Source organism: Shewanella sp. 10N.261.52.F9 (genome assembly GCF_041471165.1).
In the GTDB taxonomy this organism is placed as follows: domain Bacteria; phylum Pseudomonadota; class Gammaproteobacteria; order Enterobacterales; family Shewanellaceae; genus Shewanella; species Shewanella marinintestina.
In genome coordinates this window covers 104,369-120,783 of record NZ_JBFRNX010000023.1, presented here as the reverse complement: position 1 = coordinate 120,783, position 16,415 = coordinate 104,369, and the positions used below count along the sequence as shown (strand labels likewise).

Here is a 16,415-nt window from a genome sequence, read left to right as displayed (position 1 = left end):
TGGTAGAGGGCATATGGAACGGAAAGTATTAATTATTGATTGTGCAGATGCACCAGGACTTATCACCAAAATTACCGGCGTATGTTTTGCTCATGGTTTAAACATCATTAAAAATAGTGAATTTGTTGATAATGCTCAAGGCCGTTTTTTTATGCGTACAGAGCTTGAAGGAGAGTGTTTTTCCCCTTCATTATTAAGCGAATTGCAGGCCGTGCTACCTGAACGAAATCACACTCGGCTAGTCGATGCTGGTAAAAAGCGCATTGTGGTCATGGTTACTAAAGAAGCGCACTGCTTGGGAGACATATTAATTAAGTCATACTCTGGGGCCCTTGATGTTGAAATTGCTGCGGTTATAGGTAACCACCAAGTATTACAACCTTTAGTTGAAAAGTTTGACATTCCTTTTCACCATATCTGCCATCAAGATTTAAATCGTCTTGAGCATGAAGAAATGATGCTAAAAGTGATAACAAATTACAGCCCCGATTATATTGTTCTAGCAAAGTTTATGCGGGTGTTGACCCCCGAGTTTGTTTGCCAGTATCCGAGCCAAATCATTAATATTCACCATTCTTTTTTACCTGCGTTTATTGGCGCGTCGCCATATAAGCAAGCCTGGGAGCGCGGAGTAAAAATTATTGGTGCAACGGCGCATTTCGTCACAGACTCTTTGGATGAAGGCCCGATTATTAAGCAAGATGTTATTCCTGTTGATCATAGTTTTAGTGCTGAAGAGCTAGCGCGTTGTGGTCGTGATGTCGAAAAAAGCGTATTAAGTAAGGCGCTTCACTTAGTAGTGAACGAAGATGTGATTGTTTACGGTAATAAAACGGTGGTGTTTTAATCGTGTGCTGGAATTAGCTATTAAAAAAGAGGCTGAAGCCTCTTTTTTTGTACAACTATCATTAGAAGTTGACCACATATAATTGACTATTATTGTTTGTCATTGCGAGATCTTTAATCGTGACAGAGCCAATGTTATATGGGGCGATTTTTCTCGCGGTCTTATCTGCACCGGCATTAACAGTAAAATTGTAAAAGCTTTCTCCGTTACACACTAATCGCGGAAATACGCGATTTTTATTGATGCGATAATCTTTCATTGTACGGTTAAACGTTATTAGGTTATTGCTGAGACCCGCTTTACACACTTGGACGAGGGTATGCTCTAGTTGTGGTGACATTGCAGCACTAACACTAAATGACATGGCTAGTGCAGCACCTGCTAACGCGAATGATTTAATCATGTCTTGCTCCTAACACTCAATATTGGGGTTCAACACTTATTAAAGTCTACTAAGCAGGTTGTAGCGTCATAAAGCTATCTAAGTTGTATCAAAATATTGAGTCAGATGCAGAGTGTTGCTGTAGGTTTCAAAGTGTGTCAATTGTGAAAAAATAAGAACAAAAAGCCCGCGTTAATGCAGGCTTTTAAATTTAGCTAAGTACTGGTAAATAAATTAGTCAACGATGCGCAGTAGCTCGTTAATACCTACTTTACCACGGGTCTTCTCATCAACTTTCTTAACGATGATAGCCGCGTATAGGCTGTAAGTGCCGCACTTAGATGGTAGGTTACCGGCAACAACAACTGAACCTGCAGGAACACGGCCGTAATGTACTTCACCTGTCTCACGGTCAAAAATACGTGTGCTTTGGCCGATGTAAACACCCATTGAGATCACTGAACCTTCTTCCACGATAACGCCTTCAACGATTTCTGAGCGAGCGCCAATGAAACAGTTGTCTTCAATGATTGTTGGACCTGCTTGTAATGGCTCTAAAACACCACCGATACCGACACCACCAGACAAGTGAACGTTCTTACCAATTTGTGCACAAGAGCCTACGGTAGCCCATGTATCAACCATAGAGCCTTCGTCTACGTAGGCTCCAAGATTAACATAAGATGGCATTAATACGGTGTTCTTACCAATGAATGAGCCTTTACGTACCGCTGCTGGTGGTACAACACGGATAGCTTCTTCACGGAAACGTGCTTCATCGTAGTCAGCAAATTTCATTGGTACTTTGTCGAAGTATTTGGTTTCTGCGCCGTCGATGACTTGGTTATCGAAAATGCGGAATGAAAGCAGAACTGCTTTCTTTAGCCATTGGTGCACATGCCACTCACCATCAATTTTTTCAGCAACTCTGGCTTCACCAGTGTCTAGCATTGCAATGGCTTTCTCAACATCAGCACGAACACTAGCGTCAACTGTTGCTGGAGTGATTTCTGCGCGCGCTTCAAAAGCCGCCTCAATACGTTGGCGTAAAGCCTCCATTAACTTCTCCCAATATTTTTGTTTAATGTAAATCTATAAAGCACTGGTTAGTGCGTCACGTAATTTATTCTGTTGAATGTCATTTAGCTGCTGACCATCGACTGTCTGCAGCAAAAAGAAATCTTCTGCCCGTTCACCAATGGTGGTGATTTTCGCTGCCAGTAAAATAACTTCGCAGCGATACAAGACTTCGCCAACTCTGGCGAGTAATCCAGGGGAGTCAAGTGCGATGAGTTCCATCATACTTTTACCATGGCTTCGGGTCTCAGGGAAACTGACTTGAGTGGCAACTTTAAAAGGTTTCATCTTTCTTGAAAGATTTCTAAACTTTGGCAACTTAGGCGTTTCATTACTCAAGGCTTTGATTAACGTTTTCTTAATCCCTTGGATCCGTGAAAGCTGGCTAACCGGTTGGCCATCTTGTTCCAAAATAACAAAAGAGTCCAGTGCATACTGGTCTTTTGAGGTCATGATGCTGGCATCATGCACCGTAATGTTTTTGTTATCTAGAATTGCCATTACGGTGGCAAAGAGTTTGGGCTTGTCTTTGCCGTAAACAAACAGTTCAGTTCCACCTCGCGTAGCATGCTTAGAGATCAACACTAAGGTTTCATCTTGTTTATGCTTGATAATGGCTTCAGCATGCCAAGCTATTTGATTAGGTTGGTTGCGCAGAAAGTAATCGGCCTTGAAACGCTGCCAAAGGTTATCAATATCTTTTTCCTTAATACCACGACGCAGTAACTCTTTCTTTGCTTTAGCTTGGTGTTCTCGAACTCGAGCGCGAATATCAACGGGCTTTTCTTTGCCACGAGCTAACACGCGCTGGGTTGAAAAATAGAGATCCCTGAGCAGTGATCCTTTCCAATTGTTCCAGGTACGCTCATTGGTGGCGCAGATATCGGCAACGGTAAGGCAATAGAGGTAGCTCAGGTGGACCGCATCACGAACACGCTCTGCAAAATCAGCAACAACATCAGGATCGGAAATATCACGGCGTTGAGCGGTTACCGACATTACCAAATGGTTTTCAACTAACCAACTCACTAAGCGGCCATCATGGTCATTCATGCCGTGTAATTTACAAAATTCGAGTGCATCGGTAGCGCCGAGTTTGCTATGGTCGCCGCCGCGACCTTTAGCAATATCGTGGAAAATCGCAGCAAGAACCAATAAACCTTTTTTAGGTAATTGATTAATCAATACCGAGCCTAAAGGAAACTCTTCTTTTTGCTCTGGCTGTGAAAAACGCTCGATATTGAGCAGTAATCTATGAGTGTGCTCATCAACGGTGTATGCGTGAAAAAGGTCAAATTGCATTTGTCCTTCAATGGCGCGCCATGCCGGTAAATACGCAGATAACACCCCGTGTTTGTGCATGAGCGATAACGCTACTATGCCGCGTGGGTGTCTTAAAATTTGCATAAACAGATTGCGGCACGACTCGTGATACATTAAAGCTTGAAGTTGAGCACGTCTTGCGCGGCGTAGGCTACGAAGTGTCACCGCATAGATTGCTTGTATGTTGGAGTTTTTAGCCACACATAAAAACAGCTGCAAAATATTTTCTGGATTATCAAATAGATCACTATGTAAGCTTTCAATAAATATACCGCGGCGCTGAAAGTTGTCGTCAATTGGAACGACTTCAAGTGCTTTTATATGGCCTAGGGTCGCGCGCTTGAATAGTTGCAATAGCATCTGATTGAGTTCCATTACCCGTCTTACTGTGCGGTAATAGTTCTTCATCATCTGCTCAACAGCAAGTTGGGTACCATCTTCATAGCCCATTAACTTGGCAACTTGAGGCTGAAGGTCAAACAATAAACGGTTTTCATCGCGGCCAGAAATTAAGTGTAACGAGCAGCGTAATTGCCATAAAAAATCTTGCGCTTCTAACAATTCATCGAGCTCTATTGGCTCTAAAAATCCATGTTGGATAAGCTCTTCAAATTTTTCAGCATTGAAATGACGCATGGCTACCCAAGCCACTGTCTGAATATCTCTAAGGCCACCGGGGCAGCTCTTAAGGTTAGGCTCTAAATCAAAGGCGCTAGCTCGGCTATGTCGGGCAATTTGCTCATCGCGTTTTGCAACGTAAAACTCGCTACTAGGCCAAAAGTCAGCTTGACGAATATTACGATAGAGTAGAGTAAATAATGCTTGTGGGCCACAAAGTAAACGAGACTCGAGTAGATTGGTGGCAACGGTAATATCGGCGCGACCTTGCTCTAAAGTTTGTTCAATACTGCGTACGCTATGTCCCACCTCTAGCCCAGCATCCCAGATGAATGCGATAAATGCACTTAGGGCTTGCTCGGCCTCAACCGATAGCTCTTTTTCTGTAAGAAAAAGCAGGTCGACATCGGACTGTGGATGTAGTTCGCCACGGCCATATCCGCCAACAGCAAGTAGGGCGATTGGAAAATTATCAAGATGATGCGCTTGCCATTGCTGTTGCAGCAATCGGTCCACATGTTTGCAGCGAGTACTCACTATCGAACGAACATCTGATTTAGCATTAAAGCTTTCCAGTATCGTTTGGTTTAATTCGATTAAAGCTTGTTTGGCTGTTTGAGCACTATTCATCAAATCTCTTTTCCGAGAACGGATCCGTTGGCAACGATTATCTATGCAAAAATCGCTAATTTAAAGGGCTTTATGGTGATTAATGATGAGTAAGCGATGAATAACGTAAGTTGTTCTATTTTGGTGCAGGTGTTTGTTGGCTATTTGAGCGGTAATTTACAGCGAATAAAAAAGGCGTCATTAAGTACGCCTTTTTTGATTTGCTCGAAAAAAATTAGTGACTGATGACTCGTGATAATTCTTTTTCTTCTTCGCGCAAAGTTAGCACTTCTACACCTGTTTGGGTAACCAATAAGGTGTGTTCCCACTGAGCAGAGTTTTTGCCGTCAGAAGTCGTTACCGTCCAGTTATCTTTTTTGTCTAAAACACTAGTATGACGACCAGCGTTGATCATTGGTTCGATAGTAAAACACATACCTGGGCGTAATACGGTTTTGTCATTATTTTTATAATGCATAACTTGTGGCTCTTCGTGGAAGCCTGCACCAATGCCATGGCCACAGTAGTCGGTTACGATGCTGTATTTTTCTAGGCCGGTTTTCTTTGACTTGATGAATTTTTCAATCAATGTGCCGATTTCACCGAGTTTCATGCCTGGGCGGACTTTCTTAACGCTTACATACAAAGCTTCTTGAGCGATGCGACACAAGCGAACGTTTTTAGGACTGACATCACCGATAAGGAACATTTTAGAAGTGTCACCGTGGTACCCATCAACAATCACGGTAATATCGATATTAACAATATCACCATCAACGAGCGCGCGATCACTTGGAATGCCGTGACAAATTACATCGTTGATTGAAGTACAGATTGATTTTGGAAAACCATGGTAATCAAGTGGAGCAGAAATCGCGCCATTTTCTTCAGTAAACTTAGCGCAAATATCGTTTAATTCGTTTGTTGTCGCACCCGCCTTTACATGCGGAGCAATCATCTCGAGTACTTGAGCGGCTAGTTTGCCCGCAACACGCATTTTTTCAATCTCTTCAGCTGTCTTAATTACTATACTCATTTCTGATGTCTCTTTTGTCTTTAATTTGTCGTCTTTCAATATGACGATTATGCACGAAAAACGACGTAAATATTTGTGCTTTTTTTCATATTATGGTATAAAGCGCGCCGTTATGTTTGACTCTTGTCGTTATCACTTTGAGTGATTCGCCCGAGTTAAGATGGCGGCCATTATACATGGCTATTGATAAATACTAAATCACACACATATCGACACGTTCTTCGGGGTGCCCATAATCGGGTCGAAGATATGGGATATGTGGAGGTCTAACCCCCCATTTTTAAGGTAAATAAAATGACTACAGTTTCAATGCGCGACATGCTACAAGCCGGTGTTCACTTCGGTCACCAGACACGTTACTGGAACCCAAAGATGAAGCCATTCATCTTCGGCGCTCGTAACGGTGTACACATCATCAACCTAGAGCACACTGTACCAATGTTCAACGAAGCACTTGCTTTCATCAGCAACGTTGCCTCTAAGAAAGGTAAAGTTCTTTTTGTTGGTACTAAGCGTGCTGCAAGCGAAGCTATCAAAGAAGCTGCTGTTTCTTGTGATCAGTACTACGTTGATCACCGTTGGTTAGGTGGTATGTTGACTAACTGGAAAACAGTTCGTCAATCAATCAAGCGTCTTAAAGACCTTGAAAGCCAGTCTGTAGACGGTACTTTCGACAAGCTGACTAAGAAAGAAGCGCTAATGCGTACTCGTGAACTTGAGAAGCTAGAGAAGTCTCTAGGTGGTATCAAGAACATGGCTGGCCTACCAGACGTAATTTTCGTTATTGGTGCTGACCACGAGCATATCGCTATTAAAGAAGCTAACAACCTAGGTATTCCTGTTGTTGCTGTTGTTGATACAAACTCTTCTCCAGACGGTATCAACTACATCATTCCTGGTAATGATGATGCTATGCGTTCTATCCGTCTTTACACTCAGTCTGTTGCTGCTGCTGCAAAAGCTGGCCGTGGTCAAGACCTAGCTGTACAAGCTGAGCAAGACGGTTTCGTAGAAGCTGAATAATATCGGTTGATGATTATCATCACCCTTATTAACTAAGATACATGATTGGTGAACAGGGGTGCTTTTACTTAGTGTGATGGCCCCCTGTTCTATATCTATTGAATTTGAAGAATTATCTGTAGAGGATTTAGCAATGGCAATTACTGCTGCCCAAGTTAAAGAACTTCGTGACCGCACTGGCGCTGGCATGATGGACTGTAAAAAAGCACTGACTGAAACTAACGGTGACATCGAGCTAGCGATTGATAACATGCGTAAGAGCGGTGCTGCTAAGGCTGCTAAAAAAGCAGGTAACATCGCAGCAGAAGGCACAATTCTAATCAAGAAAGGCGAAGGTTACGCTGCTCTATTAGAAGTTAACTGCCAAACTGACTTCGTAGCAAAAGATTCTAACTTCCTAGCTTTCGCTAACGAAGTTCTAGACGTTGCTGCTGCATCAAAAGTTACTATCGAAGCACTTAAAGAGCAGTTTGAAGAAACTCGTGTTGCTCTAGTTGCTAAAATCGGTGAAAACATCAATGTACGTCGCGTTGAGTACATCGATGGCGCTAACCTAGCTGAATACCGTCACGGCGAGCGTATCGGTGTTGTTGTTGCTGGTGAAGCTGACGAAGAGACTCTAAAGCACGTTGCTATGCACGTTGCTGCTTCTAAGCCAGAGTATGTTAACCCTTCTGACGTTCCTGCTGAAGTTGTAGAGAAAGAAAAAGCTCTACAAATCGAAATCGCTATGAACGAAGGCAAGCCTGCTGAAATCGCTGAGAAGATGGTTATCGGTCGTATGAAGAAGTTCACTGGTGAGGTTTCTCTTACTGGTCAAGCTTTCATCATGGAACCAAAGAAAACTGTTGGCGAAATTCTTAAAGAGAAAGGCGCTTCAGTAACTAACTTCATTCGTTTAGAAGTTGGTGAAGGTATCGAAAGAAAAGAAGAAGATTTTGCTGCTGAAGTAGCTGCACAAATCGCTGCTACTAATAAGGGTTAATCTCCTTATCTTAGCAAACATAAGACCGTAGCAATTGCTGCGGTCTTATCGTATTTACTCAACAGGTTTTTGTTTGACTAGATTGAGCTCGAACAAACTTGTTAAGTGTACTACTCCCTATCGCCATAATCAGGACTAATAAATATGAGTACCAATCCTAAACCTGCTTTTCGTCGTGTTCTTTTAAAATTAAGTGGTGAAGCCCTGATGGGCGAAGAAGGCTTCGGCATTGATCCTAAAGTACTTGATCGTATGGGACAGGAGATCAAAGAGCTAGTTGAGCTAGGTATTCAAGTGGGTGTTGTCATTGGCGGTGGTAACTTGTTCCGTGGTGAAGGTCTAGCTGCAGCGGGTATGAACCGCGTAGTGGGTGACCACATGGGCATGTTAGCAACAGTGATGAACGGTTTAGCAATGCGTGATTCATTGCACCGTGCATACGTAAATGCACGTTTAATGTCAGCCATTCCGCTAAAAGGCGTGTGTGATGACTACAACTGGGCAGAAGCAATTAGTTTGCTAAAATCAGGCCGTGTTGTTATTTTTGCTGCTGGTACAGGTAACCCGTTCTGTACGACTGACTCTGCTGCGTGTTTACGTGGTATTGAGATTGAAGCAGAAGTTGTGATTAAAGGCACAAAAGTTGACGGCGTATATTCAGATGATCCGGTTAAAAACCCAGATGCCGTCAAGTATGATGTTATGGGGTACAATGAAGTACTCGACAAAGAATTGAAAGTAATGGATTTGGCTGCATTCACTATGGCCAGAGACCATAATATGCCATTGCTAGTATTTAACATGAATAAGCCCGGTGCACTGCGCCGTGTAATCATGGGCGAGCAAGAAGGCACAATGATTAAAGCTGATTAAGCTATATTTAGTGACTGAAAAGGACATATAACGTGATAAACGAAATTAAGAGCGATGCGCAAACTCGCATGGACAAGTGTGTTGAGTCGACAAAAACTCAAATGGCAAAAGTTCGTACTGGCCGCGCACACCCAAGCTTATTGGACACCATCCAAGTACCTTACTACGGTTCGCTGACTCCGCTTAAGCAAGTTGCAAGTGTATCTATTGGTGATGCGCGTACACTGACTGTATCTGTATTCGACCGTACTATGATTGCCGCTGTTGAAAAAGCTATCATGAGTTCAGATCTTGGTTTGAACCCAATGTCTGCAGGTGCAACTATCCGTATTCCGTTGCCAGCACTGACAGAAGAGCGTCGTAAAGATCTAATCAAGGTTGTACGTGCAGAAGCTGAAAACGGCCGTATTGCTATTCGAAATGTACGTCGTGATGCAAACTCAAGTGTTAAAGAGTTAGAGAAAGAAAAAGAGTGTACCGAGGATGATGTTCGTCGCAGTGAAGATGATGTGCAGAAGTTAACTGACGCACACATCAAACTAGTTGATGAAATCCTAGTTGCGAAAGAAAAGGAGCTGATGGAGTTCTAAATAGTCCTCCTCAGTGTAGGGAGTGTTGGTCATTTAGATTTTTTGTATAAAGGCACTATTGGTTTTTTTCACTTTCTTAGTGAGTGATAACAGGCTTTTTGTCTAACTAATAACGCTTCATAGCTCACGCCTTGAAATAAAAGCGAAGAGCTCGAACAAAAATTAAACTTGATTGGACAACATGCCCTAGAGTTCAGACGCCGTGTAGAGTTATACTACACGGCGTTTGTCTATTTTTAAGGGTTGTAATAGATGTCAATCGATTCCCAGTCTGATACTGAAGTGGTACAGGCCTTACCAAGTGAGATTTCTTCCTTGGTAAAACAGTCGATCCCTAAACATGTCGCTATCATTATGGATGGTAACGGCCGTTGGGCACAGGCTCAGGGAAAGCCTCGAGTCATTGGTCATAAGGCCGGTGTGAAGGCAGTTAGACGAGCGGTAAGTACTGCGCGTAATTTAGGTGTTGAATCATTAACATTGTTTGCGTTCTCAAGTGAAAACTGGCGCAGACCTGACAAAGAAGTTAGCTTGTTAATGGAGTTATTTTTTACTGTGTTGCAGCGTGAGCTTAAGCTGTTACATAACAATGGGGTTCGCCTCAACATTATCGGTGATATAAGTCGATTTTCTCCACGCTTGCAAAAACAGATTGCAGCGGCAGAAGAGAAAACAGCTGATAATCATGATTTAGTGCTGAATGTTGCAGCAAACTATGGTGGTCGCTGGGACATCATGCAAGCTGCGCAAAAGCTTGCTGCTAAAGTCGAGTCAGGTGAATTGAGCAGCGCTCAGTTTACTGAAGAGGCTATAAGCGAACATTTATGCATGCAAAATCAAGCCGAAGTTGACTTAATGATCCGCACAGGTGGTGACTACCGCATCAGTAATTTTGTGCTGTGGCAAGCGGCTTACGCTGAATTAGTTTTTACTGACACCTTGTGGCCAGATTTTGATGAGGATGCGTTTAAAGATGCGATTGCTATTTTTGCAAATCGCCAACGTCGATTCGGTTTGACAGGAACTCAAATCGACACCATCCGCTCTTTGTAATAATTTGTGAGGGAAGTTTTTTGCTAAAACAACGAATAATAACAGCAATATGGTTAATCCCCTTAGTTTTTGGTGCCATCTTCGGTTTACCTACTGAGTATTTTTCTTGGGCACTATTGGGAGTCTTTTTAATTGCCGCCAAGGAGTGGGGGCGTATCATCGATAGCCGCTGCAACATGACGCAGTGGAGTTTTACTGTCACTATTGGTGTGTTACTAACCGCTTTAAATATTATGGTGCCAGCCGATGAAATTTGGTTGCGTGGCATGTTACACCCGATTTTTCTTGGGGTGATTTTGATTGGCGGTTTCTGGTGGTTCATTTCTTTTATTATGGTGTTATCTTTCCCTAAAAGCGCTCGCTTTTGGGAGAACAGCCACATGCTTAAGTCCATGTTTGGTCAGGTAACTCTTATCCCTTGCTTCGTTTCTCTGTTGTCACTAAAAGCGCTTAGCACACCATCATCTCCATATTACGGAGCAACCTTAGTATTCTTGGTTATGCTGGTTGTTTGGGCTACCGACTCAGGTGCTTATTTTGCCGGAAAGCGTTTTGGTAAGCGTAAGCTGATGCCAAATGTTAGCCCAGCTAAAACTATCGAGGGATTATTAGGGGGGTTACTAACGACCATGCTTGTGGTTGCTGGTGTGATGTATTTTTCACCGGAACAAGAGATGGGCCTGTTGATTGCAGTGACTTTATTTACTGCACTAGCTTCAGCAGTAGGTGATTTATCTGAAAGTATGTTTAAGCGAGTGGCAAAGATTAAAGACTCTGGCACGATCCTACCGGGTCATGGTGGCGTATTAGATAGAATCGACAGCTTAACAGCTGCCTTACCTGTATTCACACTAATCTATATAGCTTTTTGGATGTAACTAAATGCAAAACATGGTGATTTTAGGCGCGACAGGCTCTATCGGGGCAAGCACTTTAAGTGTTGTTGCGCGTAATCCAGAGCAATACAAGGTGTTTGCTTTAGTGGCAAATACCAATGTCGCAAAGATGCTAGAGATTTGTAATTTGCATCAACCTAAAATTGTTCATATGGTCGATGTTAATGCAGCGAGAGCATTAAAAGCACAGCTGCCAGCTCATTTAGGTATCGAGGTCACCACTGGTGAAGATGAGTTATTGTCACTGGTCGCCAGCAGTGAAGTCGATACCGTGATGGCTGCTATTGTTGGCGCTGCGGGGCTTCCTTCAACGTTAGCTGCGGTTAATGCGGGTAAGCGTGTATTGCTGGCTAATAAAGAGTCGTTGGTGATGTCTGGCCAACTGTTTATCGAAGCAATGCAAAAGTCTGGCGCACAAGTATTACCTGTTGATAGTGAACACAATGCTATTTTTCAGTGTTTGTCCGAGCGTTCACAATTAGAGATTGGCCGCTGTGATTTAACCGCTGCTGGCGTATCGCATATTTTGCTTACTGGCTCTGGCGGGCCATTTTTAAAATCTGAGCTATCGACATTGTCAGGCATGACGCCTGATCAAGCTTGTAAGCATCCTAACTGGTCTATGGGGCGTAAAATCTCCGTTGACTCGGCTACGATGATGAACAAAGGCCTAGAATACATTGAAGCCCGCTGGTTGTTTAACGCGAGCTCGGAGCAATTAAAGGTGGTTATTCATCCGCAAAGCGTGATTCATTCGATGGTGCAATATCGCGATGGTTCTGTGTTGGCGCAATTAGGTAACCCCGATATGCGTACACCTATTGCGCATTGCATGTCTTTTCCACAGAGAATTACATCAGGAGTTGAACCTTTAGACTTTTTCAAAGTCGGACAGTTAAGCTTCTTAGAACCTGACTTTAATCGTTTTCCTTGTTTAGCATTAGCCATTGAAGCATGTAAACAGGGCCAAGAAGCGACAACCGTATTAAATGCTGCCAATGAGATTTCGGTGCAAGCATTTTTAGACGGCAAAATACGTTTTACCGATATAGCAAAAATAAACGAACAGAGCTTAATGAATACGGCAACGCATCCATTAAATAACATTGACGATATCTTGGCGCTTGATGCACAAAGCCGTCGATATACGTTAGATGCCATCAATAAGCTGAATTAGTTCAGAGGAAAGGAATGATCGATTTTTTATGGAACCTTGGTTCCTTTATTGTTGCTTTAGGGATTTTAATTGCTGCCCATGAATATGGGCACTTTTGGGTTGCACGTCGCTGTGGTGTGAAGGTCGAACGCTTTTCAATTGGCTTTGGCAAAGCTATTTGGCGTAAGACGGGGCAAGACGGCACCGAGTATGTGTTGGCAATGATCCCATTGGGTGGTTACGTCAAAATGCTTGATGAGCGTGTTGATGAAGTCCCTGAAGAGCTGAAAGACCAAGCCTTTAACCGCAAAACCGTTTGGCAGCGAATTGCGATTGTTAGTGCTGGACCAATTGCTAACTTCCTGTTTGCAATAGTCGCACTTTATGCCATGTATCTAATTGGTGTTCCCGCTGTTAAGCCTGTTATCGATTCAACGATTGCCGACACTCCCGCGGCGCAAATTATCGTTAAAGAACCTATGCAAGTCATTGCCGTCGGTGGCCAAAAGGTCAGAGATTGGGAAGAAGTGAACCTTGCATTGGCCGGCCATATTGGTGATAGCAAGGTTGATGTCACTGTTGCGCCTTTGTCTCGTTTAGAAGGTGCTTCAGGCGATGAAAAAACTTATTCTTTAAATACGCAAGATTGGAAATTTAATCCTGAGAAAGAATTGCCAATCACAGCGATTGGTCTTGGGATGTATCGTCCTGCTATTTTGCCTGAACTTGGTATGGTAACCGAAGACAGTGCTGCTGGGATCGCAGGGATTAAAGTGGGCGATACCTTAGTCGCGATTGATGGCGAGAAATATAAAGATTGGCCGCGATTTGTTGAAATAGTGCAAAACTCAGCTAATAAGCCGCTTTCAATTACCGTACGTCGTAACGGTGAACAGTTAAAAATAGATGTTACGCCAAAATCACGTGAGAATGCTGCCGGCAAACTTGAGGGCGTTATTGGTGTTGCACCCACTTCTGAGCCATGGCCAGAGAATATGAAAGTGCAGTTGGAATATGGATTTTTAGAATCTTTTCCTGTTGCAGTCGATAAAACATGGCAACTTGTCTCTGTCAGCATTAAGATGATTGGCAAGTTATTTACTGGTGACGTTTCGGTTAAAAATTTGAGTGGCCCTATTTCTATTGCACAAGGTGCGGGTAATAGTGCTAACGTCGGACTGGTATATTTTTTAGGTTTTCTTGCATTGATTAGCGTTAACTTAGGTATTATTAATTTATTGCCTTTGCCAGTGCTAGATGGAGGACACCTTTTGTATTACTTCGTTGAGGTAATTACAGGCAGGCCTGTACCGGAGAAGGTACAGGAAATTGGATTCAGAATTGGGGCAGCAATGCTGCTGATGTTGATGAGTGTTGCGCTCTTCAATGACTTTTCCCGACTCTGAGCAAGGACAGACAAATAATTAGAAGTGCTCTATGAGATTGAATAAACTTTTTGCCTCGATGTTATTAGTCGGAGCGTCTTTTTCAGGGAACGGTTGGGCAGAAACATTCCAACCCTTTGAAGTAGCTGATATCCAAGTTGAAGGTTTACAGCGAGTGGCACTCGGTGCGGCTTTGCTTAACTTACCTGTGAAGGTAGGGGATACCGTTGATCAATTAAAATTGCAGCAAGCGATTAAAAGCTTGTATGCATCGACTAACTTCGAAAAGATCGAAGTGCTACGGGACGGCAATGTTCTGGTAGTGAAAGTGACTGAAAGACCAACTATTAGCTCTGTTACTTTTGAAGGTAACAAAGATATTAAAGATGAGCAGTTACAAGAGAGTCTTGATGGTTCTGGCGTTAAAGTCGGCGAGTCTCTTGACCGTACTATGCTTTCTGGTATCGAAAAAGGTCTACAAGATTTTTATTATGGTGTAGGTAAATACGGCGCTAAAGTTAAAGCTGAAATTATTAACTTACCTCGAAACCGAGTTGAGCTTAAATTCACCTTTACTGAAGGTTTAGCGGCTGAAATTCGTCAAATTAACGTAGTGGGTAATACCGAGTTTAGCGATGCTGAATTGATTGGCATGCTAGAACTTAAAGACTATGTTGCTTGGTGGGATCTGTTTGGTGAGCGTCGCTACCAAAAGCAAAAGCTGCAGGCTGACCTCGAAACTATCAAGACCTACTATCAGAATCGCGGTTATATTCGTTTTGATGTGACGTCTACTCAGGTTGCTATGACACCTGACCGTAAAGGCCTTTACATCACGATTAACGTTGATGAAGGTGAGCAGTACAAAGTTAAAGACGTTAACCTAACGGGCGATTTAATGGGTAAAGAAGAGGTGTTAGAAGCCATCTTGCCATTAAAATCGGGCGATATGTATAACGGTGGTGATGTTACCTTTACTGAAGAAATGTACGGTAAGTATCTAGGTCGATTCGGTTACGCATACCCAGAAGTTAAGACTTACCCTGAAATTGATGATGAGACTAAAGAAGTTAATCTTAATATCAACATCAAGCCAGGCAAGCGCGTATACGTGCGTAATATCAACTTCACTGGTAACACAGTGACTAAAGATGAAGTGATGCGTCGCCAGTTGCGTCAGATGGAAGGTGCATGGCTTAACTCTGCGCAAGTTGAGTTGTCTAAGTCAAATCTTAACCGCCTTGGTTACTTTGAAACGGTTGATACTGAAACGGTACAGGTTCCTGGCACTGATGATTTAGTTGATGTGGCTTTTAACGTTAAAGAGCAGCCATCAGGTTCGTTCAACGCGGGCGTGGGTTACGGTACAGAATCAGGCTTAAGTTTACAGTTTGGTGTTCAACAAAGTAACTTCTTAGGTACGGGTAACCAGGCGGGTGTTAATTTAAACACCAACAAATACTCTAAGAATATCAATATTAACTATACCGACCCGTACTTTACTAAAGATGGCGTTAGTCTAGGTGGTAGCATCTATTGGAGTGAGTTTGATGCTGACGAGGCAAACCTTGAAGCTTATAAGAATAGTTCTTATGGTATCGCATTAAATTCAGGTTTCCCGATCAACGAATATAACCGTATTAATGGTGGTATTGGTTACCGTCATAACGAAATTTCTGAAATTTCGGCTTATGAGCAGGCAATTCGTTTTTATGATATTTATCGCGACAGTGATGATCCGAACGCAGGCTTAAGTTTTGATAACTTCGAGTTGAGTTTAGGTTGGTCTCGCAGTAACTTAAACCGTGGTACTTTCCCATCAGATGGTTCGTCACAACGTCTGAACGGTAAGATGACGGTACCGGGTTCTGATCTACAGTATTTTAAAGCAGACTTCGACACTAACTTCTACTTCCCTATCGATCGTAAGCATAGCTTCGTCGTATTGGCTCGTGGACGTTTAGGGTATGGTAATGGTTATGGTCAATTTAATGATAACGACCAAATCTTACCGTTCTGGGAAAACTATTACTCAGGTGGTAGTAGTTCACTACGTGGCTTTAAGTCGAACTCTGTAGGTCCGCGTTCATTCTACTTATACCGTGGTAGTGAGCCTTGCTCGCCTGATCCATCGGGTGAAGGTTGTAGCTTGCCGGGTGATCCTAACCAAATTCAGGTAAGCTCTGGTCGTTCAATCGGTGGTAATGCCATTGCAACAGCAAGTTTAGAGCTTATTGTGCCAACGCCATTCTTGGATGAGGCCTATACAAATTCTGTTCGTACCAGCTTCTTCGTCGATGCCGGTAACGTATGGGATACTGAGTTTGACTATGATTCGTATCGTTACCTTCCTGTTGAAGAGTTTGATAAACTAGAAGATTATAGCGATCCGAGCCGTATTCGTGCCTCTTGGGGTATGAGTGTGCAGTGGTTATCGCCAATGGGTCCAATGGTATTTAGCCTTGCATGGCCAATCAAGGAATACGAGGATGATGAAACCGAAATCTTCTCGTTTAATATTGGTAAAACTTTCTAAAATCAATTTGAAAAAAGTCGGCAAGT

At 42.9% G+C, this 16,415-nt stretch carries 14 protein-coding genes; 10 read left to right on the top strand and 4 right to left on the bottom strand.

The genetic code is table 11. From position 1 onward, the window contains the following. The first annotated feature begins 13 nt into the window (after positions 1–13). Positions 14–847, top strand: coding sequence for a formyltetrahydrofolate deformylase (purU, locus tag AB4298_RS15000; protein ID WP_248999635.1), 834 nt, complete (start codon positions 14–16; stop codon positions 845–847). Positions 848–908: 61 nt separating this feature from the next. Here the strand turns inward: purU and AB4298_RS14995 are convergent, their stop codons facing one another. From AB4298_RS14995 to map, 4 genes are all read right to left on the bottom strand, one after another. Then, a complete protein-coding gene (locus tag AB4298_RS14995; RefSeq protein ID WP_248999634.1) occupies positions 909–1,250 on the bottom strand; it encodes a DUF3718 domain-containing protein in 342 nt (113 codons plus the stop codon). Positions 1,251–1,463: 213 nt separating this feature from the next. Further along, positions 1,464–2,288 carry a 2,3,4,5-tetrahydropyridine-2,6-dicarboxylate N-succinyltransferase gene (gene dapD, locus AB4298_RS14990; protein WP_248999633.1) on the bottom strand — a complete coding sequence of 275 codons (825 nt, stop codon included), beginning with the start codon at positions 2,286–2,288 and terminating at the stop codon, positions 1,464–1,466. A gap of 33 nt (positions 2,289–2,321) precedes the next feature. Continuing rightward, entirely contained in the window at positions 2,322–4,877 is a 2,556-nt protein-coding gene (gene glnD / locus AB4298_RS14985; RefSeq protein ID WP_371987333.1) for a bifunctional uridylyltransferase/uridylyl-removing protein GlnD, read from the bottom strand. A gap of 214 nt (positions 4,878–5,091) precedes the next feature. Beyond that, positions 5,092–5,931 carry a type I methionyl aminopeptidase gene (gene map / locus AB4298_RS14980; protein ID WP_283107295.1) on the bottom strand — a complete coding sequence of 280 codons (840 nt, stop codon included), beginning with the start codon at positions 5,929–5,931 and terminating at the stop codon, positions 5,092–5,094. Positions 5,932–6,186: 255 nt separating this feature from the next. Here map and rpsB point away from each other — a divergent pair, with 255 nt between their 5' ends. From rpsB to bamA, 9 genes are all read left to right on the top strand, one after another. Then, complete coding sequence (rpsB, locus tag AB4298_RS14975) at positions 6,187–6,915, top strand: 30S ribosomal protein S2 (RefSeq protein WP_028768063.1); 729 nt, start codon at positions 6,187–6,189, stop codon at positions 6,913–6,915. A 133-nt stretch (positions 6,916–7,048) separates the two neighbouring features. Continuing rightward, positions 7,049–7,900, top strand: coding sequence for a translation elongation factor Ts (gene tsf / locus AB4298_RS14970; RefSeq protein WP_248469581.1), 852 nt, complete (start codon positions 7,049–7,051; stop codon positions 7,898–7,900). Between the two features lie 144 nt (positions 7,901–8,044). Next, on the top strand, positions 8,045–8,773 hold the full coding sequence (pyrH, locus tag AB4298_RS14965; RefSeq protein ID WP_248999630.1) for a UMP kinase: 729 nt from the start codon (positions 8,045–8,047) through the stop codon (positions 8,771–8,773). Between the two features lie 32 nt (positions 8,774–8,805). After that, positions 8,806–9,363: a ribosome recycling factor gene (gene frr / locus AB4298_RS14960; RefSeq protein WP_220781437.1), complete on the top strand. Its 558-nt coding sequence runs from the start codon at positions 8,806–8,808 to the stop codon at positions 9,361–9,363. A 252-nt stretch (positions 9,364–9,615) separates the two neighbouring features. Continuing rightward, positions 9,616–10,416: a polyprenyl diphosphate synthase gene (gene uppS / locus AB4298_RS14955; RefSeq protein WP_248999629.1), complete on the top strand. Its 801-nt coding sequence runs from the start codon at positions 9,616–9,618 to the stop codon at positions 10,414–10,416. 20 nt (positions 10,417–10,436) lie between these two features. Further along, positions 10,437–11,294, top strand: coding sequence for a phosphatidate cytidylyltransferase (locus AB4298_RS14950; protein ID WP_248999628.1), 858 nt, complete (start codon positions 10,437–10,439; stop codon positions 11,292–11,294). Positions 11,295–11,298: 4 nt separating this feature from the next. Then, positions 11,299–12,489 carry a 1-deoxy-D-xylulose-5-phosphate reductoisomerase gene (ispC, locus tag AB4298_RS14945; protein WP_371987330.1) on the top strand — a complete coding sequence of 397 codons (1,191 nt, stop codon included), beginning with the start codon at positions 11,299–11,301 and terminating at the stop codon, positions 12,487–12,489. Between the two features lie 14 nt (positions 12,490–12,503). Then, on the top strand, positions 12,504–13,874 hold the full coding sequence (gene rseP / locus AB4298_RS14940) for a sigma E protease regulator RseP (protein WP_371987328.1): 1,371 nt from the start codon (positions 12,504–12,506) through the stop codon (positions 13,872–13,874). 31 nt (positions 13,875–13,905) lie between these two features. Next, the gene (gene bamA / locus AB4298_RS14935) at positions 13,906–16,389 is read left to right on the top strand and encodes an outer membrane protein assembly factor BamA (protein WP_371987326.1); all 2,484 of its coding nucleotides are present in this window, start codon (positions 13,906–13,908) and stop codon (positions 16,387–16,389) included. Positions 16,390–16,415 lie beyond the last annotated feature (26 nt).

Coding starts and splice junctions, on each gene's coding strand:
- dapD (WP_248999633.1), bottom strand. CDS start 2,288: ATGGAGGCTTTACGCCAACGTATTGAGGCGGCTTTTGAAGCGCGCGCA.
- tsf (WP_248469581.1), top strand. CDS start 7,049: ATGGCAATTACTGCTGCCCAAGTTAAAGAACTTCGTGACCGCACTGGC.
- pyrH (WP_248999630.1), top strand. CDS start 8,045: ATGAGTACCAATCCTAAACCTGCTTTTCGTCGTGTTCTTTTAAAATTA.
- bamA (WP_371987326.1), top strand. CDS start 13,906: ATGAGATTGAATAAACTTTTTGCCTCGATGTTATTAGTCGGAGCGTCT.
- rseP (WP_371987328.1), top strand. CDS start 12,504: ATGATCGATTTTTTATGGAACCTTGGTTCCTTTATTGTTGCTTTAGGG.
- ispC (WP_371987330.1), top strand. CDS start 11,299: ATGCAAAACATGGTGATTTTAGGCGCGACAGGCTCTATCGGGGCAAGC.
- uppS (WP_248999629.1), top strand. CDS start 9,616: ATGTCAATCGATTCCCAGTCTGATACTGAAGTGGTACAGGCCTTACCA.
- rpsB (WP_028768063.1), top strand. CDS start 6,187: ATGACTACAGTTTCAATGCGCGACATGCTACAAGCCGGTGTTCACTTC.
- AB4298_RS14995 (WP_248999634.1), bottom strand. CDS start 1,250: ATGATTAAATCATTCGCGTTAGCAGGTGCTGCACTAGCCATGTCATTT.
- purU (WP_248999635.1), top strand. CDS start 14: ATGGAACGGAAAGTATTAATTATTGATTGTGCAGATGCACCAGGACTT.
- glnD (WP_371987333.1), bottom strand. CDS start 4,877: ATGAATAGTGCTCAAACAGCCAAACAAGCTTTAATCGAATTAAACCAA.